At 64.1% G+C, this 23,956-nt stretch carries 21 protein-coding genes; 6 read left to right on the top strand and 15 right to left on the bottom strand.

Features of this window, described 5'->3' with window-relative positions:
• Positions 1 to 7 precede the first annotated feature (7 nt).
• Together mnmA and hflD are read left to right on the top strand one after the other, a co-directional pair.
• A complete protein-coding gene (gene mnmA, locus IEV56_RS09340; protein ID WP_188450184.1) occupies positions 8 to 1,120 on the top strand; it encodes a tRNA 2-thiouridine(34) synthase MnmA in 1,113 nt (370 codons plus the stop codon).
• A complete protein-coding gene (hflD, locus tag IEV56_RS09335) occupies positions 1,117 to 1,731 on the top strand; it encodes a high frequency lysogenization protein HflD (RefSeq protein WP_188450092.1) in 615 nt (204 codons plus the stop codon). Before mnmA ends, hflD begins: the two co-directional genes overlap by 4 nt.
• On the opposite strand, the gene IEV56_RS09330 is transcribed toward hflD, so the two are convergent.
• The 3 genes from IEV56_RS09330 to IEV56_RS09320 all read right to left on the bottom strand — a co-directional run bounded on the left by IEV56_RS09330 (position 1,728) and on the right by IEV56_RS09320 (position 5,242).
• Positions 1,728 to 2,213 (bottom strand): glutathione peroxidase, encoded by a 486-nt coding sequence (locus IEV56_RS09330; RefSeq protein WP_188450091.1) that lies wholly within the window; start codon positions 2,211 to 2,213, stop codon positions 1,728 to 1,730. The two genes, hflD and IEV56_RS09330, sit on opposite strands and share 4 nt — an antisense overlap.
• Positions 2,214 to 2,305: 92 nt before the next feature.
• Entirely contained in the window at positions 2,306 to 4,561 is a 2,256-nt protein-coding gene (locus IEV56_RS09325) for a TonB-dependent receptor (RefSeq protein WP_188450090.1), read from the bottom strand.
• Positions 4,562 to 4,753: 192 nt separating this feature from the next.
• On the bottom strand, positions 4,754 to 5,242 hold the full coding sequence (locus IEV56_RS09320; protein ID WP_188450089.1) for an NUDIX hydrolase: 489 nt from the start codon (positions 5,240 to 5,242) through the stop codon (positions 4,754 to 4,756).
• A 49-nt stretch (positions 5,243 to 5,291) separates the two neighbouring features.
• Between IEV56_RS09320 and IEV56_RS09315 the strand changes: the two genes are divergently transcribed.
• The 3 genes from IEV56_RS09315 (at position 5,292) to IEV56_RS09305 (ending at position 8,620) form a co-directional block, all read left to right on the top strand.
• Positions 5,292 to 6,524: a BaiN/RdsA family NAD(P)/FAD-dependent oxidoreductase gene (locus IEV56_RS09315; protein ID WP_188450088.1), complete on the top strand. Its 1,233-nt coding sequence runs from the start codon at positions 5,292 to 5,294 to the stop codon at positions 6,522 to 6,524.
• 10 nt (positions 6,525 to 6,534) lie between these two features.
• Positions 6,535 to 7,890 carry an NRAMP family divalent metal transporter gene (locus IEV56_RS09310; RefSeq protein WP_188450087.1) on the top strand — a complete coding sequence of 452 codons (1,356 nt, stop codon included), beginning with the start codon at positions 6,535 to 6,537 and terminating at the stop codon, positions 7,888 to 7,890.
• A gap of 82 nt (positions 7,891 to 7,972) precedes the next feature.
• Positions 7,973 to 8,620: an energy transducer TonB gene (locus IEV56_RS09305; protein WP_188450086.1), complete on the top strand. Its 648-nt coding sequence runs from the start codon at positions 7,973 to 7,975 to the stop codon at positions 8,618 to 8,620.
• A gap of 9 nt (positions 8,621 to 8,629) precedes the next feature.
• Here IEV56_RS09305 and IEV56_RS09300 read toward each other — a convergent pair whose 3' ends face one another.
• From IEV56_RS09300 to IEV56_RS09285, 4 genes are read right to left on the bottom strand one after another with little or no spacing between them, the layout of a single operon-like run.
• Positions 8,630 to 9,349: a pseudouridine synthase gene (locus IEV56_RS09300; RefSeq protein ID WP_188450085.1), complete on the bottom strand. Its 720-nt coding sequence runs from the start codon at positions 9,347 to 9,349 to the stop codon at positions 8,630 to 8,632.
• A 2-nt stretch (positions 9,350 to 9,351) separates the two neighbouring features.
• Positions 9,352 to 9,837, bottom strand: coding sequence for an FKBP-type peptidyl-prolyl cis-trans isomerase (locus IEV56_RS09295; protein ID WP_188450084.1), 486 nt, complete (start codon positions 9,835 to 9,837; stop codon positions 9,352 to 9,354).
• 15 nt (positions 9,838 to 9,852) lie between these two features.
• Positions 9,853 to 11,226, bottom strand: a complete 1,374-nt coding sequence (gene dbpA / locus IEV56_RS09290; protein WP_188450083.1) for an ATP-dependent RNA helicase DbpA — start codon at positions 11,224 to 11,226, stop codon at positions 9,853 to 9,855.
• A gap of 37 nt (positions 11,227 to 11,263) precedes the next feature.
• Positions 11,264 to 12,154, bottom strand: coding sequence for an acyltransferase (locus IEV56_RS09285; protein WP_188450082.1), 891 nt, complete (start codon positions 12,152 to 12,154; stop codon positions 11,264 to 11,266).
• Positions 12,155 to 12,222: 68 nt separating this feature from the next.
• Between IEV56_RS09285 and IEV56_RS09280 the strand changes: the two genes are divergently transcribed.
• The gene (locus IEV56_RS09280; protein ID WP_425488574.1) at positions 12,223 to 13,995 is read left to right on the top strand and encodes a M14 family metallopeptidase; all 1,773 of its coding nucleotides are present in this window, start codon (positions 12,223 to 12,225) and stop codon (positions 13,993 to 13,995) included.
• On the opposite strand, the gene IEV56_RS09275 is transcribed toward IEV56_RS09280, so the two are convergent.
• From IEV56_RS09275 to IEV56_RS09240, 8 genes are all read right to left on the bottom strand, one after another.
• Positions 13,985 to 14,758 (bottom strand): DUF2189 domain-containing protein, encoded by a 774-nt coding sequence (locus IEV56_RS09275; protein WP_188450081.1) that lies wholly within the window; start codon positions 14,756 to 14,758, stop codon positions 13,985 to 13,987. The genes IEV56_RS09280 and IEV56_RS09275 overlap by 11 nt on opposite strands.
• On the bottom strand, positions 14,748 to 15,533 hold the full coding sequence (locus IEV56_RS09270; protein WP_188450080.1) for a dimethylarginine dimethylaminohydrolase family protein: 786 nt from the start codon (positions 15,531 to 15,533) through the stop codon (positions 14,748 to 14,750). The genes IEV56_RS09275 and IEV56_RS09270 overlap by 11 nt, the downstream gene beginning before the upstream one ends.
• The gene (locus tag IEV56_RS09265) at positions 15,530 to 16,663 is read right to left on the bottom strand and encodes an alpha/beta hydrolase (RefSeq protein WP_188450079.1); all 1,134 of its coding nucleotides are present in this window, start codon (positions 16,661 to 16,663) and stop codon (positions 15,530 to 15,532) included. The genes IEV56_RS09270 and IEV56_RS09265 overlap by 4 nt, the downstream gene beginning before the upstream one ends.
• Positions 16,664 to 16,761: 98 nt before the next feature.
• The gene (locus IEV56_RS09260; protein WP_188450078.1) at positions 16,762 to 17,649 is read right to left on the bottom strand and encodes a M14 family metallopeptidase; all 888 of its coding nucleotides are present in this window, start codon (positions 17,647 to 17,649) and stop codon (positions 16,762 to 16,764) included.
• Between the two features lie 17 nt (positions 17,650 to 17,666).
• A complete protein-coding gene (locus IEV56_RS09255; RefSeq protein WP_188450077.1) occupies positions 17,667 to 18,863 on the bottom strand; it encodes a DGQHR domain-containing protein in 1,197 nt (398 codons plus the stop codon).
• Positions 18,860 to 19,576 carry a hypothetical protein gene (locus tag IEV56_RS09250; protein WP_188450076.1) on the bottom strand — a complete coding sequence of 239 codons (717 nt, stop codon included), beginning with the start codon at positions 19,574 to 19,576 and terminating at the stop codon, positions 18,860 to 18,862. The genes IEV56_RS09255 and IEV56_RS09250 overlap by 4 nt, the downstream gene beginning before the upstream one ends.
• Positions 19,577 to 19,582: 6 nt before the next feature.
• Positions 19,583 to 20,422, bottom strand: coding sequence for a DNA adenine methylase (locus IEV56_RS09245; protein WP_229730240.1), 840 nt, complete (start codon positions 20,420 to 20,422; stop codon positions 19,583 to 19,585).
• Positions 20,423 to 20,467: 45 nt separating this feature from the next.
• Positions 20,468 to 23,899, bottom strand: a complete 3,432-nt coding sequence (locus IEV56_RS09240; RefSeq protein ID WP_188450075.1) for a methylmalonyl-CoA mutase family protein — start codon at positions 23,897 to 23,899, stop codon at positions 20,468 to 20,470.
• Positions 23,900 to 23,956 lie beyond the last annotated feature (57 nt).

The following is a 23,956-nucleotide window of genomic DNA, read 5'->3' as shown; positions in this document are numbered from 1 at the left end:
CGCGGCCATGAAGGTGATGCTCGGCGTATCCGGTGGCGTCGACTCCTCGGTCAGCGCCCTGCTGCTGAAGCAGGCAGGCTACGAGGTCTCCGGCCTGTTCATGCAGAACTGGGACGAGGACGACAACGGCGAATGCCGGGCCGAGGAGGACCGCAAGGACGCCCTCGCCGTCTGCGGCAAGCTCGGCATCCCGTTCTATTCGCGCAATTTCGCCAAAACCTACTGGTCGGAGGTGTTCGCGCATTTCCTGGCCGAATACCGCGCCGGCCGCACGCCGAATCCGGACGTGCTGTGCAACCGCGAAATCAAGTTCAAGACCTTTCTGGACGAAGCCCGTGCGCTCGGCGCCGAGAAGATCGCGACCGGCCACTACGCGCAGGTGCGCGAACGCGATGGCCTGTTCGAACTCGTGCGCGGGGCGGACGCCGGCAAGGACCAGACCTACTTCCTGCACCAGCTCGGCCAAGCGCAGCTGGCCGCCACTCTGTTCCCGATCGGCCATCTGCCCAAAGCGCAGGTGCGCGAGCTGGCGCTGGCCGCCGGCCTCGGCACCGCGCGCAAGAAAGACTCCACCGGCATCTGCTTCATCGGCGAACGCGATTTCCGCGACTTCCTGTCGCAATACATCCCGGCCCAGCCCGGCGTGATCCGCAGCGTCGACGGCCAGGACCTCGGCCGACACGCCGGCGTGTTCTATTACACGCTCGGCCAGCGCGAGGGCCTGCAGATCGGCGGCGTGCGCGGCCGACCGGCGGCGCCCTGGTTCGTGGTCGGCAAGGACATCGCGCGCAACGTGCTGTACGTCGATCAGGGCATCGACTCGGAATGGCTGCACTCGCGCCGTCTGCGCAGCGAAGCCGCGCACTGGATTTCCGGCGCGGCGCCGGCCGACGAATTCCGCTGCACCGCCAAGACCCGCTACCGCCAACAGGACGTCGACTGCACGGTGCAGGTGCTGGCCGACGGCACGCTCGATGTGGTGTTTGACGCGCCGCAGCGGGCGGTCACGCCCGGGCAGTCGCTGGTGTTATACCAAGGCGACGTCTGCCTGGGCGGCGCGGTGATCGCCGAAACCGACGCCCCGTTCGAAACCCGCTTACGACACGGTGAACTGCCATGAAAGACCGCATCATCGCCCTCGCCGCCCTGCTGCAGGCGGTCGAACAGGTCCAGCTGATGGCCAACCAGGGCCAGGCCCAGACCGACCCGCTGGCGACCTGCATCAACAGCCTGTTCGCTTTCGATGCCGCCGACGCCGAAAGCGTGTACGGCAACCGGCACCAACTCAAACCCGGGCTGAAGCGCCTGAGCGCCCAGCTGCTCGGCGAGGGTGGACGCGACAACGCGCTCACCCGCATCGCGCTCAACCTGCTGCATCTGGAGCGCCAGTTCCAGCGTCGGCCGGCCGCGATGGCCGAGGTACACGAGCGGCTGCAGACTATCCGCGATGAATCGGCCGGCAACGATAGGCCGGTGACCCACCCGGACACCTTGGCCGCACTCGGCAGGCTGTACGCCGAAACGGTCAGCCCGCTGGGGCCGAAGATCATGGTGCAGGGCAATCCGGTCTATCTGGCGCAGGCGCAGGTGGTAGCCGAAGTGCGCGCAGCGCTGCTGGCCGCCCTGCGCGCGGCCGTGCTCTGGCGCCAGAGCGGCGGCACCTACTGGGATTTCTTCCTGTCGCGCGGCAAGATGCTGCAGGCCACGCGCGAACTGCAGGGTTTGGCTTAAGCCTTGAGCGCCGCCGCGATGTCGGCGTCGATGTCTTCCGGCTTGTCGGTCGGCGCATAGCGCTTCAGCACCGCGCCGTCGCGGCCGATCAGGAACTTGGTGAAGTTCCATTTGATGGCGCCGATGCCGAGCAGACCGGTCTTCTCCTTCTTCAGCCACTGGAACAGCGGATGCGCACCGGCGCCGTTGACCTCGACCTTGGCGAACATCGGGAAGCTGACGTCGTAGCTCAGCGAGCAGAAATTGCGGATTTCCTCGGCGTCGCCCGGCTCCTGGTGGCCGAATTGGTCGCAGGGGAATCCCAGCACCGCGAAACCCTGCGCCCGGTATTTGCGCCAAAGCGCCTCCAACCCGGCGTACTGCGGGGTGAAGCCGCATTTGGACGCGGTGTTGACCACCAGCAGCACCTGGCCGCGGTACGCGCTGAAATCCTGCGGTTGGCCGTCGAGGTCGAGGGCGGAGAAATCGAAGGCGTCGGTCATGGCGGCAATCCTGTTGGAATATCGCTCAGCATAACGCAAAAGAAAAGGGCCGGTTTCCCGGCCCTTTCCGATTTTCACGCGATGATCACCGCTTAGAAGCCGGCTTTGAACTCCACGCCGACCGTGCGCGGCTCGTTCACCATGCCGGTCAGGTTGTTGAAGTCGATGCCCGACAGGATGGCCAGCTCGTCGGTGATGTTGCGGCCGTACACGGCCAGCTCGCGGCTGCCGTCGTTCCAGCTGTAACCCACGCGCAGGCCGCCTTCCAGCATCGAGGCGCCGGTGAACTCGACCGACTCGTACAGGAAGAAGTTCAGCTCGCTGCGGTACACCCAGTCGGTGAACACGAAGAACTCGGCGCCGTCGCCGGCCGGCATGCTCCAGCGCGCGGTCAGGCTGTGCGTCCATTTCGGCGCCTGCGGCAGCGGGTTGCCGTCGATCAGGGCCTTGCCGTTGCCGTCCAGCGGATCGGTGACGTCGCACTGCGCACACACCGACACCGCCAGGTTCTTGTCCTGGATCTCGGTGTCGTTGTAGCCGGTGCCGAGGGTGACCAGCAGGTTGTCGGTCAGGTAGGCCTGGAAGTCGAGCTCGAAGCCCTGGCCGGTCGATTTTTCGGCGTTCAGCAGGATATTGGCGTTGTTCGAGCCGCCGACCGCGGTCAGCTGCTGGTCCTTCACTTCATAGTAGAACACGCTGGCGTTCAGGCGCGCGCGGCCGTCCCAGAAGTCGGCCTTGACGCCGAACTCGGCCGAGGTCGAGGTTTCCGGCGAGGCCACCGACTTGGCGTTGAACGCGCCGGCGCTCTGGATGCTGCTGCCGCGGTAACCGGTGGCGACGCGGGCGTACAGGTTCACGTCGTCGCTGAGCGTCCAGGTGCCCGACAGGTCCCAGCTGACCTTCTTGTCTTCCGGGGAGGCCGACAGATCGCCGTCCGGCTCCAGGGCCGCCAGCTGCGACAGGGTGCACTTGCCGTCCAGCACGCACGGCACGAAACCGGTGTTCCAGTAATCCAGCACGGTCAGTTCTTTCTTGTCCACCGTGTAACGCACGCCGGCGCGCAGTTCGAACGCGTCGCTGACGTCCCAGGTGGTGGCGCCGAACACGGCCCATGAGTCGTTGGTCTGGCGGATGCGCTGGTAACCGTCCTGGGCGCCGCCGAAGGTCGAATCGTAGCTGAAGCTCTCGACTTGGTAGTCTTCGCTGAACAGGAACACGCCGGCCTGCCAGTTCAGGGCCTTATCCGAGTTGGACTCGATGCGGAACTCCTGGGTCCACTGCGAATGCTCGGGGATGCCGTCGGCGGTTTCCGAGGCGAACGGAATCAGGCCCGGGCCGGACACCGGCAGGAACGAGGCGCCGTAGCCGCCGTCGACGTCGCCGCGGCTGTAGGTCTCGACCGACTCGTAGCCGGTGATCGAGTGCAGGTCGAAGCCGTCGAAGCGCCAGCGCAGGCGGGCGTTGGCGCCGAACTGCGACAGGTCCTGCGAGTTCTGGCCGTCGATGGCGATCTTGTCGCGGTCGAAGCCGGCGACCGGCTTGTTGGTGCCGGGCTGGATCATGTTGGCGCGGAACAGGCGGGCGGTGCCGTCCAGGTCGCGCGCGTGCACGTTGAACAGCGCATCGAAGCCGTCGCTGGCGTATCCCAGCTGGGCGCGGGCGGCGAATTCGGTGTAGCCCTCGTAGGCGTTGTCTTCGCCGGTGTAGGTGTTGTCGACGAAGTTGTCGCGGTGCTGGTACAGGCCGGACAGACGGGTCGACCAGCCCTCGCCCAGGCCGCCGCCGATGGCGCCTTCGGCGTTGATGCCGCCGTAGGAGGCGACCGAGACCTTGCCGTAACCGGTCACGTCCTCACCCGGCTTGACCGAGTTGAACTTGACCACGCCGGCCGGCGAGTTGCGGCCGAACAGGGTGCCCTGCGGACCGCGCAGCAGCTCGACCTGCTCGACGTCGAACACCGGGAAGCCTTTCAGGATCGGGTTTTCCTGCACCACGTCGTCGTACACCAGCGACACCGGCTGCGAGGTGTTCAGGCGAAAGTCGGTGTTGCCGTAGCCGCGGATGTAGAAGCGCGGGAAGGCGCGGCCGAACGAGGATTCGATGTTCAGGCTCGGGGCGCGGTTGGACAGGAAGCGCACGTCGGCGCCGCCGGAGGCCAGCACGTCGAGGTTCTCGCCGCTGAGGGTGCTGACCGAGACCGGGACGTCCTGCAAATTTTCCACGCGGCGGTCGGCGGTGACCTGCACTTTATCGAGCACGACCGCGTCCTGCGCGGCGGCGATCGGGGCGAAAACGGCGGCGGAAACCGCCGCGGCAAGCACGTGCTTGCGGAGTTGTTGGGTTGCCATGGGAGCCTCTAAAGGGTGATGTAAGGAACGTGTCGGTTTTTTCTTGGAAACAAACAAACTACCTGGCCTGAAGACCCTTCTTCGGGCAAACGCATCGGTCGCTGGGCTCGACCATTATACTTAAATTTCCGTTAACGGCCGCCCCGAATGCGTGCGACGGACACCGCTTCGGCATTTTCGATCAAGCACTTATCAGACCCTGGAGTAGCTCCAGGACTTCATTTCGCCGTTTTCATACGGCATCACGCCATGGAACGGCCGCGGGTCGCCGTCGAACACCAGCGGCAGGAAATGGCGGTCGCCGTCCCACATCGGCAGTTCCATGATCCGCTCGACATCGACCCAGCACAGGTCGCCCTCGGCGTTCTGCGTGTAGGGCGTGCCGGTGAACGACTCGACCAGGAAGATCAGGCCGTACCAGTGTTCGCCGTTGCGGCCGAAGAACGGCCAGGAGATGGTGCCGCGCAGGCTGAGTTTCTCGCAGTGGATGCCGGCCTCCTCCATCACCTCGCGGCGGATGCTGGCCAGTACGTCCTCGTCGGCCTCGACCTTGCCGCCGAGCCCGTTGTACTTGCCGAGGTGTTCGTCGTGCGCGCGGGCGTTGCGGTGCACCAGCAGCACCTGCTTGCCGTCGGGCGACAGCACGTACGCGAGCGTGGCGAGGATCGGGCAATACGGCATGGGCGGTCCGATTTGGTTAAACTGAAGTGCCATTATCGCTGGAATAGCCATGAGCGCCGAGGCCACGCCGAAAAAAATCGCCATCATCGGCGGCGGTCCCGCCGGCCTGATGGCGGCGCAGACCGCGGCCGGACACGGCGCCGAAGTACATGTCTACGAGCGCAAACCCTCGGTCGGCCGCAAATTCCTCATCGCCGGCCGCGGCGGCCTGAACCTGACCCATGCCGAACCGCTGCCGGCCTTCCGGAACCGTTTCCGTGCGCAGAGCCCGGCGGTCTCGGCCTGGCTGGCGGAGTTCGACAACCAGTCCCTTCGAGACTGGGCACAGGATCTGGGCATCGCCACCTTCGTCGGCAGTTCCGGCCGCGTGTTCCCGACCGACATGAAAGCCGCGCCGTTGCTGCGCGCCTGGCTCAAGCGCCTGCGCGAACTCGGCGTGCAGTTCCATGTGCGGTACGAGTGCCGAGGATTCGATGGCGACGGCCGGCTGCGGCTGCACACCCCGGACGGCGACACCACGATAGCGGCCGATGCCGTCATCTTCGCCATGGGCGGCGCCAGCTGGCCGCAACTGGGTTCCGACGGCGCTTGGCAGGATTGGCTCGGCACACAAGGGCTGGCCATCGATCCGCTACAGCCGGCCAACTGCGGCTTCGAGCACGCCTGGTCGGATTTCTTCCGTGCCAAATTCGCCGGCCAGCCGCTGAAACCGCTGCGCATCCGGCTGCCGGACGAAGCCGGCGACGGCCTGCAGGGCGAATGCGTGATCAGCGAATACGGCATCGAAGGCAGCCTGGTGTATGCGCGCAGCGCCGAGATCCGCGAACACATCGCGCGCGACGGCCACTGCAACGTGCAGCTCGACCTGCTGCCCCACCACGACCCGGCCCGTATCGCGAATATCCTGTCGCGGCCGCGCAACGGCCGCAGCCTGAGCGATTTCCTGCGCCGGCAATTCAGCCTGCCGCCGGTCAAGACCGCGTTGCTGCACGAGCTGACCGACCGTCAGCCGCCGACCGATGCGTCGGCGCTGGCGAATCTGCTGAAGCGCCTGCCGCTACGGCTTGAGCGGCCGCGCCCCATCGCCGAGGCGATCAGCAGCGCCGGCGGCGTGCGCTTGCCGCAACTCGATGACGCGCTGATGTGGCGCGAGCGGCCGGGTCTGTTCTTCGCCGGTGAAATGTTGGACTGGGAGGCGCCGACCGGCGGCTATCTGCTGACCGCCAGCATGGCCAGCGGCCGTTTGGCGGCGCTGGGCGCCTTGCGGCACCTGCAGGTCTGAGGCGCACACGATGACGGTCCACGGCAAGAAAAAGAAGCGGCACATCCAGCACCTGCTCCGCCGGCGCGAGGGCGCGCCGGCGCACGGATTGGCGCACCACAAACGCGGCATCACCTTCCAGTTCCAGCGCCTGCGCGCCGCCGGCATCGGCGCGCTGGCGGCGTTCTTCGCGGTGCTCGGCCCGGGTCTGTTGGCCGGGCTGTCCGACGACGACCCGGCCGGCATCACCACCTACTCCGTGTTGGGTGCCGAACACGGCTACCGGCTGCTGTGGATCATCCCGGCCTCCACCCTGCTGCTGATCCAGTTCCACCTGATGGCGGTACGCATCGGTGCCGCTACCGGCAAAGGCTTCGTCGCGGTCATCCGCGCGCATTGGGGCAAAGGCTGGGGCTACGCCGCGGTGCTCGGCCTGCTGTTCGCCAACTTCGGCACCATCTGCGCCGAATACGCCGGCATCTCGGCGGCGGCTTCGCTGGCCGGCGTTCCGCCCTGGATCAGCGCGCCGCTGGCGGCGGTGTTGATCTCGCTGGTGGTGGTGCTCGGCTCGTTCTACCGGATCGAGCGCGTGTTGCTGTTCATCTCCTCGACCTTGGCGCTGTACATCGTCGACGGCATCCTGGCCGGGCCGGATTGGTCCTTGGTCTGGCGGCACTCGCTGGTGCCGAGCATGCCGACCCATCCGGCCGGCTGGATCGCGATCGCGGCGGCACTCGGGACCACGCTGGCACCGTGGGGACTGGCTTTCATCCAATCCTATGCGGTCGATAAGAAAATCACCGTGGCCAACCTCGGTTGGGAACGGGTCGATGTGGTCATCGGTTCGATCCTGACCGGCCTGATCGGCCTAGCGATCGCGGTGGCCTGCGCGGCCACCCTGCACCGCGCCGGCATCGCCATCACCGACGCCAAGGACGTGGCGCTGGCGCTGGAACCGCTGGCCGGCCGTTTCGCCACCGTGCTGTTCGGCGCCGGCCTGCTCGGCGCATCGCTGCTGGCGGCGGCGGTGGTGCCGATCGCGACCGCCTACTCGATCGCCGAAGGCATCGGTGCGCCGGCCTCGCTCGACCTCGACTCCCGGCACTTCCAATTGTTCTATGCCGCCTTCGTCGGCCTGGTGGTGGCGGCCGCCAGCGTGGTGTCGATTCCCGGCCTGCCGCTGATTCCGCTGATCTACACCAGCCAGGTGGTCAACGCGGTGATGCTGCCGCTGCACGCCATCGCGCTGATCCTGCTCTCGGGCAATGCCGCGCTGATGGGCGCGGCCAAAAGCAGCCGGGCCGATTTGATTGCCGGCTGGGTCAGCGTGACCCTGATCCTGGCCTGCGTCGGCGCCTTGGCCGCGAGCTGGCTTGGCGGCGTCTGAATCCATCCACGGCCGGCGCGGATGGCAAATGTCGTCCGAATTCGACTATAGTCAAACACCGTCCCGCACACCGACACCGACCATGCCGAACCACCGCCTGCCGACCGCCCTCGCCCTCCTGTTGTCCGCCGCGCTGACGCCGGCATTGGCCGCCGCACCCGACAAGCCCTACACCGTCGCGATCTGGGCGAGCGTCGAAATCGGCACGGAGGGCACGGTCACCGCCTCGGAAATCAAGAAGGCATCTGACTATCCGGCACCGTTCCTGGCCGCGGTCGAAAAACGCATCGCCGCCCTGCGCATCGAGCCGCCGACCGACGCCGGCGCGCCGGCCACGCTGCGTTCCGGCCTGCTGCTGAGCTATACCGTCACGCCCTCGGCCACCGGCGGCTCGGTGTCCCTGGATTCGATGAACCTGTCGCCGCTGCCGGTGCGCGAGCAGTTCGCGCCCTACCCGCGCGAGCTGTCCGGCCCCGAGGACTGGAAGGGCAAGCTGACCGTGTCCTGCCTGGTCGGCGTCGATGGCATGTGCGGCACCATCGAGGTGGTGTCCGACAACGGCGTGTTGCCGGAACCGGCCCGCCGCTTCGCCCGCGACTCGCTGCAGAAATGGAAGTTCGAGCCGCAGCGCCTGAACGGCAAACCGGTCGAGGCCCGTTTCAGCACGGTGCTCGACATGACGGTCGAGAAGACCGAAATCAAGGATTTCCGCGACGCGCGTCGGCTGTAAAGGCCGTACTCACCACTCCGTGCGTTCGGGCAGCAGGCCTTTCAGCTCGGCGTCGGTCAGGTTGCGCCACTGGCCGATCTTCAACGCGCCGAGCTTGACGTTGATGATGCGCACCCGACGCAGCTGGGTCACGCGGTAGCCGAACGCCGCCGCCATCAGCCGGATCTGCCGGTTCAGGCCCTGGGTCAGGGTGATGGCGAAGCCGTAGGGCGCGATGCGCCGGGTCTTGCACGGCAGCGTGGTCTCGCGGTGGATGCGCACGCCCTTGGCCATGCCGCGCAGGAACTCCTCGGTCACCGGCTTGTTGACCGCCACCAGGTATTCCTTCTCCTTGCGGTTCTCGGCGCGCAGCAGCTCGTTGACGATGTCACCGTTGCTGGTCAGCAGGATCAGGCCTTCGGAATCCTTGTCCAGACGGCCGATCGGGAAGATGCGCTGCTCATGGTCGACGAAGTCGACGATGTTGCCCTTCACCGTCTCGTCGGTGGTGCAGGTGACGCCGACCGGCTTGTTCAGCGCGATGTACACATGCTTGCGCTGGCCGGGCTTGGCCTTGCGCACGCGCAGGCTCTGGCCGTCGACCAGCACGCTGTCGCCCTCTGCCACGCGCGTGGTCAGCGAGGGCTTGTGGCCGTTGACGGTGACCCGTCCGGCCTTGATCAGCTCCTCGGCCTCGCGCCGGGAACAGAAACCGGTATCGGCGATGAATTTATTGACCCGGACCGACACGCTCAGGGCTCCTGCACCACGGCGTGCAGGGTGACGTCGAACACCAGGTTGCCTTTCGGCGTGTCGCCGCCGGGCAGGCCGTCATAGGCCAGTTTGCCGGGAATCCAGAAGCGGAAGGTGTCGCCGGTGCGCATCAGCGGCACGCCCTCCTGCCAGCCCTTGATCAGGCCGGTCAACGGGAATTTCGAGGGCGCGCCGCGCGGCAAGGTGCTGTCGAAGGCGCGGCCCTGGAAATCCCAGCCGATGTAATCGATCTCGACGGTATCGGTCGGCAACGGTTGGCGGCCGCCCTTGCCCGCTTGCAGCACCACATAGCGCAGACCGCTGGCGGTGCGCACGGCATTGGCCGGCGGCAGGCGCAGATTGTCCGGCGGCAGCAGGCGCTCGGCCACCGGCAGGGCGCGCGCGGCCGGCTCCAGGCCGGTGGCGGCCGACAGCGGCGAGGACAGGACGAGGGCGGACAGCAGCATGAGGTAGCGCAGGCGCATAAAGGGTTCCCGGAATCAGTGGTCGAGCACGCGGACGCGGAAGTTGCGTCCCTTGATTTTATCCTGCCGCAGGGTCTGCAGGGCCTTGTCGGCCACCGCGCGGCGGATGCCGACATAGGCGCGGGTGTCGAACAGCGCGATTTTGCCGACGTCGGCGCCGGCCACCGCCTGCTTGCCGGTCAGTGCGCCGAGGATGTCGCCGGGCCGCAGTTTGTCCTTGCGGCCGGCGTCGATGATCAGGGTGCGCCACTCGGCCTTCAGCGGCTTCAACGCGATCTGCCCGAGATCGATCCGCTGCCACTGGGCGCTGAAGCCCATCTGCTCCTCGATGGCCTTGACCCGGCCGATTTCGGCCGGCGCCACCAGCGCCAGCGCGCGGCCGGCCATGCCGGCGCGGCCGGTGCGGCCCACGCGGTGCACGTGCACGTCGGCCTGGTGCGCGAGCTCGTAGCTCAGCACCAGCTCCAATCCGGCTACGTCCAAGCCGCGGGCGGCCACGTCGGTGGCCACCAGCACGCGCACGCTGCCGTTTTGGAAGCGCACCATGGCCTCGTCGCGCTCGCGCTGTTCCAGATCGCCGTGCAGCGCGGTCACGTCGAAGCCGGCCTTGGCCAGATGCTGTTCCACGCTTTGGCAATCGAGTTTGGTATTGCAGAACACCAGCGCCTGCGCCGGCTGCAGACGGCCGAGCAGTTGCACCAGCGCGTCGTTCTTGCGATTGCCCGGCACCTCGAAGAACAGCTGTTCGATGTGTTCGGAGCGGGTGTCGGCGTCCAGCAGGATTTCCGACGGCTCGCGTTGGTAGCCTTTCGACAGCGCGCGCACCGCCTCCGGGAAGGTGGCCGAGAACAGCAGCGTCTGGCGCCGCGCCGGCAGGGTCTTGCAGATGGCCTGGATGGCCGGTTCGAAGCCCATGTCGAGCATGCGGTCGGCTTCGTCCAGCACCAGCGTATTGAGCGCGTCCGGCTTCAGCGCGCCGGTCTCGATCAGCTCCAGCACCCGGCCCGGCGTACCGACCACCACCGCCGGCTCGTGCACCAGCGATTCGACATGCACGCGCAGCGGGATGCCGCCGTAGAACGCCGACACCTTCAGGTTCGGCAGGCGCGCGGCGGCGCGGCGCACGGCCTGCGCCACTTGGTCGGCCAGCTCGCGCGTGGGGCACAGCACCAACGCCTGCACGCCCGGCACCGGCTGCAGGCGCGACAGCAGACCGAGCGCGAACGCCAGGGTCTTGCCGCTGCCGGTCTTGGCCTGGCCGAGCACGTCGCGGCCGGCCAGGATGTCGGCCAAACTGGCCTGCTGGATCGGCGTCGGCGCGCTGATGCCCTGCCCGGCCAGCGCCTCGAGCAGTTCCGGCCGCAGCGGCCATTGGGTGAAATCGGACATGGGGATACTCGGAAAACGGATGGACAGTATGACCGGTTCAGGCCGGAAGCGCCTGCAGGCGCGCCTGCTTGTCCTGCCACAGGCCGTTCAGCCAGCCCTGGAATTCGGCGCGGAAGGCGCGGTCGTTCTGGTAATCGCCCGCGCGGATGGCCTCGGGGATCTCCAGCACGCGCACGTGCACGTGCACGTCCTTGATGCGGTCGGCGAACAGGTCGTAGATGCTCGGCTTGCCGTTCGGGTAGTGCAGGGTCACGTCGATGATGGCATGCAGGCCGCGGCCCATGGCGTCCAGCGCGTAGGCCATGCCGCCGGATTTGGGCTTGAGCAGGCCGGCGAACGGCGAACGCTGCTGGGCATGCTTGCCGGCGGTGAAGCGGGTGCCTTCCGGGAAGATCATGATCGACACCGGCTTGCCCAGGAACTTCTCGCAGGCCTTGCGGGTGGCGGCGATGTCGCGGCCGGCCAGCTCCGGGCGCTTGGCCAGCTGCGATTTGGTGTGCCGGGCCATGAACGGGAAATCCAGCGCCCACCAGGCCAGGCCCAACAGCGGCACCCAGATCAGTTCGCGCTTCAGGAAGAAGCGCATGAACGGGATGCGGCGGTTGAACGCCGCCTGCAGGATCGGGATGTCGGTCCAGCTCTGGTGGTTCGACAGCACCAGGTAATGGCCCTGCGGATCGAGCGCGGGCTCGCCCTGGCGGTGGATGCGCAGCGTGCTGAAGTGCCCGATCATCCAGGAATTGAAGCCGATCCAGGCTTCGGCCAGAGCCACGATCCAGCGGTCCAGCCGGGATTGCAGCGCCGGCACCGGCAACCCCCACTTCAGCACGGACAGCAACAGCAGCAGCGACACCCGGACCAGGGTGTTGGCGCCGATCAACACGACGATGAGGGGCAGACGGAGCGGAAGCGGGATGCGGGCGAACATGGCGGGAACCGGAAAGGGCCGAGGCCGAAATGGCTATACTGCAGGCAGTGAATGACCGGAATTTTACCATGCGCCCGCTGAATGCCCTGCCCCTGCTCGCCACCGCCCTGTGCCTGTCCGGCCCGATCATGGCCGCAACCCCGGACCTGAGCACCCACGCCGAACGCAGCGGCTACGCCGAAACCGGCCGCTACGCCGAGGTCGAAACCCTGTGCCGGGATTTCCAGGCCGCCTATCCGGCGCAGGTGCGCTGCTTCGATTTTGGCCGCACGCCCGAAGGCCGGCCGATGTGGGCGCTGGCCGCCAACGCCGACGGCGCGCTGACGTCCGGGCAGGCGCGCGCCAAGCGCCTGCCGGTGAGCCTGTTCCAAGGCGGCATCCACGCCGGCGAGATCGACGGCAAGGACGCCGGCTTCCGGGTGTTGCGCGAGCTGTTGGAACAGCCGGGCAAGCACGATCCGCTGCGCCGGCAGGTGATGCTGTTCGTGCCCGTGTTCAACGTCGACGGCCACGAGCGCTTCGCGGCCTGGAACCGGCCGAACCAGCGCGGCCCGAAGGAGATGGGCTGGCGGGTGACCGCGCACAACCACAACCTCAACCGCGACTACGCCAAGGCCGAGTCGCCGGAGATGCAGGCCATGCTCGGCCTGGTGAATGACTGGGATCCGCTGTTCTACGTCGACCTGCACGTGACCGACGGCGCCCAGTTCCGGCACGACATCTCGGTGCAGGTGGAACCGAAGTTCGCCGGCGATCCGGCCCTGCGCGCCATCGGCCGCCGCTTCCAGGACGCGGTGCTGGCCGAGTTGCGCCGCGGCGGCTCGTTGCCGCTGCCGTACTACCCTTCCTTCCGCGAAAACGACAACCCGGCCTCGGGCTTCGCCGACGGCGTCTCGCCGCCGCGCTTCTCGACCGGCTATTTCCAGTTGCGCAACCGCTTCGGCGTGCTGGTGGAAACCCACTCCTGGCGCACCTACCCGGAACGCGTGGACGCCACCGCGCGCGCGGTGCGCGCCATGCTGGCGCAGGTGGCCCGTCACGGCACCGATTGGCGGGCCGCCGCGCAGCAGGCCGACCGCGACGGCATGCGCCTGGCCGGCACCGCCGTGGCGCTGGACTACGCCGCCGGCCCGACGGCGCGCACCATCGACTTCCTCGGCTACGCCTACACCCGCACGCCATCGGAGGTATCCGGCGCGCTGATGACGCGCTACGACGAGCGCACGCCAGCGGTCTGGAAACTGCCGCTGTACGACGATGTGCAGCCGAGCCTTGCGGTGACCGCCCCGGCCGGCGGCTATGTGGTGCCGGCCGCCTACGCCGCGCTACTGGCCGGCAAGTTCGATACGCACGGCATTGCCTATACCGTGTTGGCCACGCCGCAACGCGCGCCGGTGGAACAGTACCGCGCCGAATCGGCCGAGTTCGGCGCGGCCTCCGTGGAGGGCCGCCAGCGCCTGAGCGTACGTGGCCAGTGGCAGCCGGCCGGGGCCGAGATCGGCGCCGGCAGCCTGTTCGTGCCGATTGCGCAGGCCAAGGCCCGGCTGGTGATGGCCTTGCTGGAGCCGCAGGCGCCGGATTCCTATCTGGCTTGGGGCCTGTTCAACAACCACTTCGAGCGCAAGGAATACATGGAGGATTACGTGGCCGAAGCGGTGGCGCGCGAGATGCTGCGCGACCCGGCGCTGAAGGCCGAGTTCGACGCCAAGCTGGCGGCCGATCAATCTTTCGCCGATTCGCCCGGCAAGCGCCTGGAGTTCTTCGCGCGCCGGCATCCGTCCTGGGACGACCGCTACCGCCTGTATCCGGTGCTGCGCAGCGCGCGCGTGCTCAGTCGCTAAGGTCCGGCTTCACCGGCCAGGGCTCGGGCTTGAGCGTGGCGCGGTAGGCGTGCCAGGCCGAATACGCCAGCCAAGGCATGATCAGCACGAAGCCCAGATAGCCGGTCAGGAAGCCGGCGGCGGTGAGCGCCACGATGCACACCGCCCACACCGCCATCGCCGGTTTGTTGCGCAGCACCGCGTGCACGCTCGACAGACAGGCGGTGACCATGTCGGCGTCGCGGTCGACGATCATCGGCAAGGAGAACGCGGCGCTGGCGAAGATCAACGCGGCGAAACCGGTGCCGATCACGCTGCCGACCGCCAAAAACTCCAGCAGCACGGCGCGTTCGCCCTCCTCGACCGGAAAGAACGCGTACAGCATCATGCCCGAGCGCGACCAGACGAACAGGATCACCAGCAGCATCAGCGCGTACACGCCGCCGTGGCCGAGTACGCGCAGCATGTGCGCGGCCGAGCGCCGGAAGCTGACCGGCCGGCCGGATTCCAGGTCCTTGCCGACCGAATGCAGGCCGACCGCCAGCATCGGCGCGATGTAGATAAAGCCCGACAGCAGCGCCGCCAACAACGCGAAGCGGCCCAGCCACCAGGCCAGCAGCGACACGCCCCAGCTGACCGCGAAGATGATGGCGCCGTAGGTCAGGGTCAGCCGCGGCGTGCGCATCACATCGCGCCAACCGGCCGCCAGCCAACCGAAGGCGGCGTTCCAGGGCAGCTCGTTGCTGTCGGCCACGAACGGTAGTTCTTGGCGCTCAACTTCCATCCGGCGCACCCTCGAACAGCAGGCTGCAGCAGGTGACCGCGCCTTCGGCTTTCTGCAATTCGGACACATCGACCGCGGTGACGGCGAAGCCGGCGTCTTCGATGGCCGCGCGCGTGGCCGGGAACGCCGAGGGCATCAGAATCCGGCCGCCGATCCGCAGCACATTGGCCGCATGCGGTTCATCCGGCGCGGTCTCGATCTGCAGGTAATCCTCGAACACGGCGGCGTCCAGCCACGCGGGGTTGAGCAGCACGGTGTCGTCCGACAGCGCAGTGACCGCCGATTTCAGGTGCAGACAGCCGCGCATCGGCACCGCCAGCACGCGATAGGCGTACGGCGCCAGGATCTCGGCCAGCTGGGCGATGGCCTCCGGGCTGCTGCGCCGCGACAGCCCCACATACACCCGCCGGCCGATGCGCAGCACGTCGCCGCCGTCGAGGGTGCCGGGCGCGTCGATGCGCGCCACCTGCGCGCGCACGGCCTGTACCGCCGGCGCGATGGCGTCCACTTCCGCGCGCCGGCTGTCGGCGCCGGGCCGGGTCAGCACCGCCAGTTCGTCGAACAGCACCGCGGTGTCTTCCACGAACACCGAATCCGGCTGTTCCGGCAAGGCCGGCAGTTCGGTGACCGCCACGCCCAAGGCGCGCAACGCGGCCACATAGTCGGCGTGCTGGCGCACGGCCCGGTCCACGTCGATCGGTTCGCGGCCGATGAAGCTCAGCTCGCAGGCCGCGATGGCCGGGCTGACCGCGCGGCAGAGGGCGTGCAGGCTCATGGCGGCAGGATCTTCCAGAACACGCCGCGGCGCAGCTGCACCGGCTGTAGCGGCGTGCGTTTGGCCGCCGGCAGGTTGCCGCGCAGCATCTGCCGGATGTCCTCCATCACCTTCTGCGATTCCATGAAATACGAATGCGCCAGGATGCTTTCGTCCACGCCGGATACGTCGACGGTGTCGATGCCCGGCAGCAGCAGGATGCCGTCGCCGGAATCGCCGGCGCGCGGGCCGCCGTTGACCTGCTTGGAGGCCTTCAGCGCCAGGTCTTCCGAGGAAGAATACAGGGTGACGCGCTGGCCGGCCTGGCGCAGGGCCGGCGCCAGCTGTTCGCGGAACACCTTGGCGTCGATGTCGGGCGCGGCCAGGATGATGCCGCGGAAGCGGCCGCGCAGCTCGGGGCGTTTGGCCACCAGGTTCTTCAGCGCCTGGGTCACGCCGCGGGTGCCCATGCTGTGGCCGATCACGTACAGGTTCCTGGCGCCGGAGCGGTCGGCCATGTCGGCCAGGAAGTGCTCGATCTGCGGCACCGAGGCGGCGATGGCCTTCTCGTCGCTGAAATAGCCCGACAGCGCGGCCTTCGACGGCCAGCTGTAGAACACCGGCGCGCCGTCGAACTTCAGGTCGTAGGCCAGCTGCGCGGTGCGCCGGGCGGCGTCGGCGAAGCTGACGTTGTAGCCGTGCACGAACACGAAGGCGTTGCCGCCCTTGGATTCCCGGACGTCCAGCGCGAGCGCCGAGAAGTACATCTTGACCGGCAGCTGGAACACATCGTCCAGCACCACATGGCGCGCGGGGTCTTCGTCGAATTCGAGCAGGTACCATTTCGGCGATTCCAACTCGCCGGGCACGTGCGATTTCGGGATGCTGACCACCGCCTGGCCGTAGGTGATGGCCTTCGACACCTCGGCGCCGAAGCGCTCGGACGGCGGCAGTTTGGCGAAGTCCGCCACCGGCGTGCGGTTGGTGGCGTAAAACACCTGGACTTTGACGAAGTCGGCTTTCGGTGCCGGCGGCGGTGGAGGTGGTGGCGCCATCGGAGGCGGCGGCGGCGGGGGTGGCGGAGGCGGCGGCACCGTGGCACAGCCGACCATCATCGAAACGAGCACCAACAGACACAGACGCAGTCGCATGCGATCACCTTGGGCGGAAACGGGAACCGGGCGCGTTCCCCCGCGCCCGATGCCCTGATGATAGCACCGCCGCGGCCCGGTTCAAGCCGGGCGCAGGCTCAGTGCGTCAGCGCGTAGTCGATGGCGGCGCACACGGCCGCCACCTGGGCCGCGTTGCATTGCGCCGGGGTAGCGCGCGGGCTGTCCGGGTAGACCTCGGTGGTGGTGGTGAAGCGCGCGTCGGTCATGCCGGCGCACAGGCCCAGGGCTTTGTAGTCGTACAGGATCACGCCGGGGGCGACCACCTTTGATCCGATGATCTCGCCCTTGTCATCGCTCGGGGCGATGTGGGTGACCTTCGCCACCGCGGCGTTGACCGCGGCCTGGAACGCCAGCTGCGGGTTCTTTTCGTCGCCGCACAGGTAGAAGCCGTCCGGGATGGTGCCGGGCACGAACGGCTTGCCGTCGCGCGCGGCCAGCGCCGGGCGGAATTCGGTCTCGTCCGAGTCGGTGGTTTCGTGCAGGTCGATGTGCAGCAGCACCCTGCCCTGCAACGGCGCCACCAGCCGCATCAGCGCGGCCGATTCCTGCGCCGGGCTGTTTGCCACGAACGAGCGGTTCGGGTCGATGGCGTCGGCGTTCCAGCGCTGGATGTGTTCATACGCCCAGGGGCTCACGCACGGCGCCACCAGCAGGTTCACGCGACCGGCATAGGTCTCGGCGCTTTGCTCCAGGAACATCAGCGCGCCGTGCACGCCGCTGGTTTCGTAGCCGTGTACGCCGCCGGTCACCAGCACCACGGGCAAAGCGTCGTTCCAGTTCCGGCTGCGCACCGCGAACAGCGGATGCGCCACGCCTTGGTATTCCACCTGGCCGTATTGTTCCACATCGAAACGCGCACGCAGGGCGTCGATGCGGGTCAGTACATCGTCGGCGTAGCTACGTAGCTTAACGCGCGAGGTCAACCAAGCAGCGAAATCAAAAGAAATTTTTTGGAGATAAGGCATATATTTATATCTAAATTTTATGTTTTACCTATATAGCCATTAATTGCACTTCTAAGCTCTCTTTTTAAAGCAGACTCACCGCTTGAACCAGGCGGGAACGCGTCAGCAGTAAAACCTCCATCTTTGATGTTTACACTTTTAAGAATTGGGATATATTCACGAGCGTGCACAAATGATCCAATTTTTTCTCCAGAAAGAACTTTTTTGTATATTTCAGCAAAAACAGCCATAAACGCTCTAAATCCATTTGTTCGGCGAATAATATTTCCGCGCTCATTAGAGCTCCAAGAATTCGGCCAAACAGTTCGAACTGCATCAAAGTACGCCCACAATATTTTAGCAATTTCGCCCTCTTTTTCTTCAGCAAAAAGCCCCCGAAAAACGTATCGCTCAAGCTCTTCTTGACTTGGATATTTCAGTCGACCGCTAAGGCTCCGCAAAAAGAAATCCCGATCATTTACTGCATTCGGAGTTATATGATGGAGCAGCGCCTCCACAAATGTGGATTGCGTGAGATACTCATCGAACTCTCCACGCCCAGGAGTAGCCACACCAAGGCGCTTTAAAGATTTATAAAAAGGACTACCAGACTCTTTATCTAGAGCAACTGCAATTGCATGTGCCGACTTTTGCGGAGACCTGCTCTTAGCGAGAGAAAAAAGATCATAAACTAAGCTTTTGTTAACTTTTGTTTGCGCCAAGTTAACGGTGGAAAATATCGTAGCCTGTTGAGCTATGTCGGCCTCAACAAAAACAACCACATTCAGCTCAAAAGGAACATCATCAGGCAAATCAAAAGAAAACTGATCGCCATCCGGTTGCGCCAGCCCTCTAAGCCTGTGCTGTCCATCTAAAATTTTCGCAATTCTATCAAAATTTACATTTTGACTAGGATCATCTGAATTCTTGTACTCAAATATAGATAATTCACGCTTTTCCTCATTCCATCTTGCGCACCTGCCCGGTATGGCAACAATGATTGATGTTGGAAATGTAGCGTCAAGAGTTTTTACATACCGCCTAATTTGCTTAACTCTCGACTCAGATATTTTTCTTTGTATTCCGAGATAATCATCGATTTCCCCCGCTTCACTCGAAATTTTTCTTACATCCACCCAGGATATTTTTATTAAATCCCTAGCAGAAAATGAACATACAAAAAACTCGCCGATCGGCTGCCTTACCTTCAAAGCCGGAACTGAAATAGAACTCATAAATCACCCCCGTCATTCATAGCAGACAATGAACTAGAAATTTTTGAAATCATTTCATTCTGATCTGAAGAATGACCTGAACTGCCTTCTAAAGATTCATTTTCTTGAGAACTATCACCGTCCTCTGATACCTCATCTATTCCTATTCGGGAATATAAGATATCTACGAACCAAACATATAGTGAAATAACGTAAATAATTGACGAAGACCAATATATAAGATCAACATTCTTTGTCTGCTTTAGGTGGTATACACACAAAATGATTGCAGAAACAACAGGCACCACATATAAATACAAAGAGAACCATGTTCGTTCAGTCCTCATTCTAATTTCGCCATTTGTTAGCGAATTAGAATTAACACGACGATGATCTTCACGAAAATTATCTCTGACTAAAATAAAAGCAGCGCCCAGGATTGCGCCAATTAAAAAATAAATTTGCCCTGCATCAGTATATTTTGAAACTGAATACCATATACCCTGCTTGTCCATCGAAATAAAATCTAATGCGACAATCAAAACAAATGGACTAATAGAAAACAAGACAACGAAAATAAATCTAATGAAAGCCTCTTTTCTCTGAGGAGCATTAGTCATTAAAAAGGCAGGAGCCCCAGGAAGCTTAAATTTTATATCTAACAATCTAAGCCTTAAATTTTCTAATCGCACAATCGCCTCCCCCAACAATTGGCAAAACTTTTTTTGGCGCATAAAACCTCAGTAATTCGTAATAAGCACTTCCGGATAAGTTCCACGGCCTTTTGCCTGGCCAGAAATTATAGAAGCCCGATTAACCTCTCTAATCTTATATCTGGCATACAAATCAATGATGCTCTTATGCTTAGCATTTGATACTGCAAATAGTACACCACGCTTATCTGCTCGATCTAATGAAGATGCAAGCCTCTCCTGATCACTCCAAGTAAAAATTTTTTCGTTATATTTAACAAAGCCATTATTTTCATGCTTAACCGTATAAGGGGGGTCACAGTAAACAAAATCTCCGGACCGAGAAAAACTGATGGCGTTTGAAAAATCTCGGCAGCTTAGCCTTGCTGACTTAAGCAAACTAGAAACAGCCTCGAAATCATCTCCGGCTAGCACGACTGACGTCTTGCTTCCTATAGGAACATTAAATTGGCCTTGAGAATTTACTCTGTACAATCCATTCCAACATGTACGGTTTAGATATAGAAATCTAGCCGCTCTAGCTATTAGACTGCCAGGAGACCTTGAACGTACAGAATAAAAATGCTCGGCAGAATGATTCTGGCCAAGCTTGATCAGCTCCTTCCATACTTCAGAAGGACAATCCCTTATAGCCTCGTATGTTTCAATCAATTCTTTATTCGAATCAGAAAGAAACGCACGCAAAGGCTGTACCGCAAAAAAAACAGACCCTCCACCTAGAAACGGTTCAAAATAGCGATTAAACCTAGATGGCAACCAGTCATCTTGTTCACCTACTAACCATCGCTTTCCTCCGGCCCACTTTAAAAACGGGCCAGCATTTATCTTATTTTCTCTACAGTGAAAATAGGAGTCAGATGAGTGCACACAAAGCCTTGAAATGTTTCTTGTGATTATCAGCAAGGGTTATTCTTACATATTCCGCCGGTATTCCCCACCCACGTCATACAGCGCATGGGAAATTTGACCCAGACTATGCGTTTTCACAGCATCCAGCAAGCCGGCGAAGATGTTGCGGCGTTCGCGGGCAATGGCCTGCAGCGGCTTCAGGCCGTCGGCCGCAAGCGGGTTGCGCAGGCGCTGGAACGCCGCCACCTGGCTAATCTGCTGGCGCTTCTCGTCTTCGGTGGAGCGGATAAGCTCCAGCTTGCCGATGCCGTCGGTGCCGCCGTCCTTCGGCAGGAAGGTGTTCACGCCCACCAGCGGCAGGCTGCCGTCGTGCTTCTTGTGCTCGTAGTACAGCGACTCCTCCTGGATCTTGCCGCGCTGGTACATGGTGTCCATCGCGCCCAGCACGCCGCCGCGCTCGCTTAGCGCGTCGAACTCCTTATAGACGGCCTCCTCCACCAGGTCGGTCAGCTGGTCCACAATGAAGCTGCCCTGCCAGGGGTTCTCGTTGAAGTTCAGGCCCAGTTCCTTGTTGATGATCATCTGGATGGCCACCGCGCGCCGCACCGAATCCTCGGTCGGGGTGGTGATGGCCTCGTCGAAGGCGTTGGTGTGCAGGCTGTTGCAGTTGTCGAACAGCGCGTACAGCGCCTGCAGCGTGGTGCGGATGTCGTTGAACTGGATCTCCTGCGCGTGCAGCGAGCGGCCGGAGGTCTGGATGTGGTACTTCATCATCTGGCTGCGCTCGTTGGCGCCGTAGCGCTCGCGCATGGCGCGCGCCCAGATGCGGCGCGCCACCCGGCCTATCACGGTGTATTCCGGGTCCATGCCGTTGCTGAAGAAGAAGCTCAGGTTCGGCGCGAAGTCGTCGATCTTCATGCCGCGCGCCAGGTAGTACTCCACGATGGTGAAGCCGTTGCTTAGGGTAAACGCCAGCTGCGAGATCGGGTTGGCGCCGGCTTCGGCGATGTGGTAGCCGGAGATCGACACCGAATAGAAGTTGCGGACCTTGTTCTCCACGAAGAACTGCTGGATGTCGCCCATCATGCGCAGCGCGAACTCGGTGCTGAAGATGCAGGTGTTCTGCGCTTGGTCTTCCTTCAGGATGTCGGCCTGCACCGTACCGCGCACGCTGGCCAGGGTTTCGGTGCGGATGCGGGCGTAGGTATCAAAGTCCAGCAGCTGATCGCCGGTCAGGCCCAGCAATGCCAGGCCCAGGCCGTCGTTGCCCTCGGGCAGTTCGCCCAAGTAGCGCGGTTGCTCACCGTTCGGGAACAGCGCGGCGATCTTCTTTTGCGCCGCCGCCCAGCGGCCTTCGTCGGCGCGCAGGTATTTCTCCACCTGCTGGTCCACCGCGGTGTTCATGAACATGGCCAGAATCATCGGAGCGGGCCCGTTGATGGTCATGCTGACGCTGGTGTTCGGCGCGCACAGGTCGAAGCCGGAATACAGCTTCTTCATGTCGTCCAGCGTGGCGATGGACACGCCGGAGTTGCCGATCTTGCCGTAGATGTCCGGGCGCGTGGCCGGGTCTTCGCCATACAGGGTCACCGAGTCGAACGCGGTCGACAGGCGGATGGCCGGCTGGCCGAGCGAGAGGTAATGGAAGCGGCGGTTGGTGCGCTCGGGCGTGCCTTCGCCGGCGAACATGCGGATCGGGTCCTCGCCGCTGCGGCGGTACGGGTACACGCCGCCGGTGTACGGATAATGGCCCGGCAGGTTTTCCTTGGACAGGAACGTGAGCAGTTCGCCCCAGCCGGTGAACTTCGGCGCGGCGATCTTCGGGATGCGCTGGTGCGACAGCGATTCGCGGTAGTTGTCGACCCGGATCAGCTTGTCGCGCACGCGGTATTCGTTGAAGTCGTCGGTCACCGACTTCAGCCGCGCCGGCCACTCGCGCAGCAGGTTCACCGACTCGGCCGACAGCGCCTTGACCGCCTCGTTGTAGCGCTGGCGCAGCAGCCGCATCGAGCCGTCGGCGTCGTCGCCGCCGGCTTGCAGGTCGGCCAACTCATACAGCGCCAGCGCCGGCGGCAGTTTGCCGTCGCCGATGGCCTGCAGGGCCTGCCAGTACGATTGCGCCAGATCGGCCTGCGCCGCCTGGTGCCCGATGGAGCGGTTGACGCCACGGCCCTGCTCGGCGATCTCGGACAGATAGCGCGTGCGGTTGCCGGGAATCAGCACGGTGGCGCGCGGTTCCTTCAGCGCGGTGTCCACCGTCGGCGCGAAATCGCAGCGCGCGGAAGCCGGCGCCAGCTTGGCCTTCAGCAGCCGGCACAGATTGGCGAACATCCAGCTCACGCCGGGGTCGTTGAACTGCGAGGCGATGGTCGGATACACCGGCACCTCCTCGTCGGCCAGCTGGAACGCCACGCGGTTGCGCTTCCACTGCTTGCGCACGTCGCGCAGGGCGTCTTCGGCGCCGCGGCGGTCGAACTTGTTGAGCACCACCAGCTCGGCGAAGTCGAGCATGTCGATCTTCTCCAGCTGGCTGGGCGCGCCGAAATCGGAGGTCATCACGTACACCGGGAAGTCGACCAGGTCGACGATCTCGGAATCGCTCTGGCCGATGCCGGCGGTCTCCACGATCACCAGGTCGGCGTCCTGCGCCTTCAGGCAGGCGATGCAGTCCTTCAGCACGGCGTTGGTGGCCATGTGCTGGCGGCGGGTCGCCATCGAGCGCATGAACACGTTCGGCGAACGCAGGGTGTTCATCCGGATGCGGTCGCCCAGCAATGCGCCGCCGCTGCGGCGGCGGGTCGGATCGACCGAGATCACCGCGATGCGCATCTCCGGGAAATGCTGCAGGAAGCGGTTCAGCAGCTCGTCGGTGACCGAGCTCTTGCCGGCGCCGCCGGTGCCGGTCAGGCCCAGCACCGGGGTGCGCGCGCCGGCCAGCTGCCACTGCCGACGCAGGGCCTGCAGCTCGTGCTCGGCGAAGCGCTCCTGCTCGATGGCGGTCAGCAGCTTACCGAGCGCCACCTCGCCCTCGCCGGCCGAATCCGCGCGCGCGGCGCGGGCCGCGGCGGTGCGCGACACCAGGTCCTCGATCATTGCCACCAGGCCCATCTGCATGCCGTCGTTCGGGTGGTAGATGCGCTCCACGCCGTAGGCCTGCAGCTCGGCAATTTCATCCGGGGTGATGGTGCCGCCACCGCCGCCGAACACGCGGATGTGGGAAGCGCCGGCGTCCTTCAGCCGGTCGATGACGTACTTGAAGTATTCGACGTGGCCGCCCTGGTAGCTCGACAGCGCGATGCCGTCGGCGTCTTCCTGCAGCGCGGCGCGCACCACGTCGTCCACCGAGCGGTTGTGCCCCAGGTGGATGACCTCGGCGCCCTGGGCCTGGATCAGCCGGCGCATGATGTTGATCGCGGCGTCGTGGCCGTCGAACAGCGAGGCGGCGGTGACGAAGCGCAGCGGCGCGTTCTCGGGCAGCGGTTGACCGGACGGCATGGAGGGAACGGACGACATGAGGCACCTGCGATACGGTTGGGACAGCGGATGACAATT

It is taken from the genome of Arenimonas maotaiensis, assembly GCF_014638745.1.
In the GTDB taxonomy this organism is placed as follows: domain Bacteria; phylum Pseudomonadota; class Gammaproteobacteria; order Xanthomonadales; family Xanthomonadaceae; genus Arenimonas; species Arenimonas maotaiensis.
This window is presented reverse-complemented; position numbering and strand designations above follow the sequence as displayed.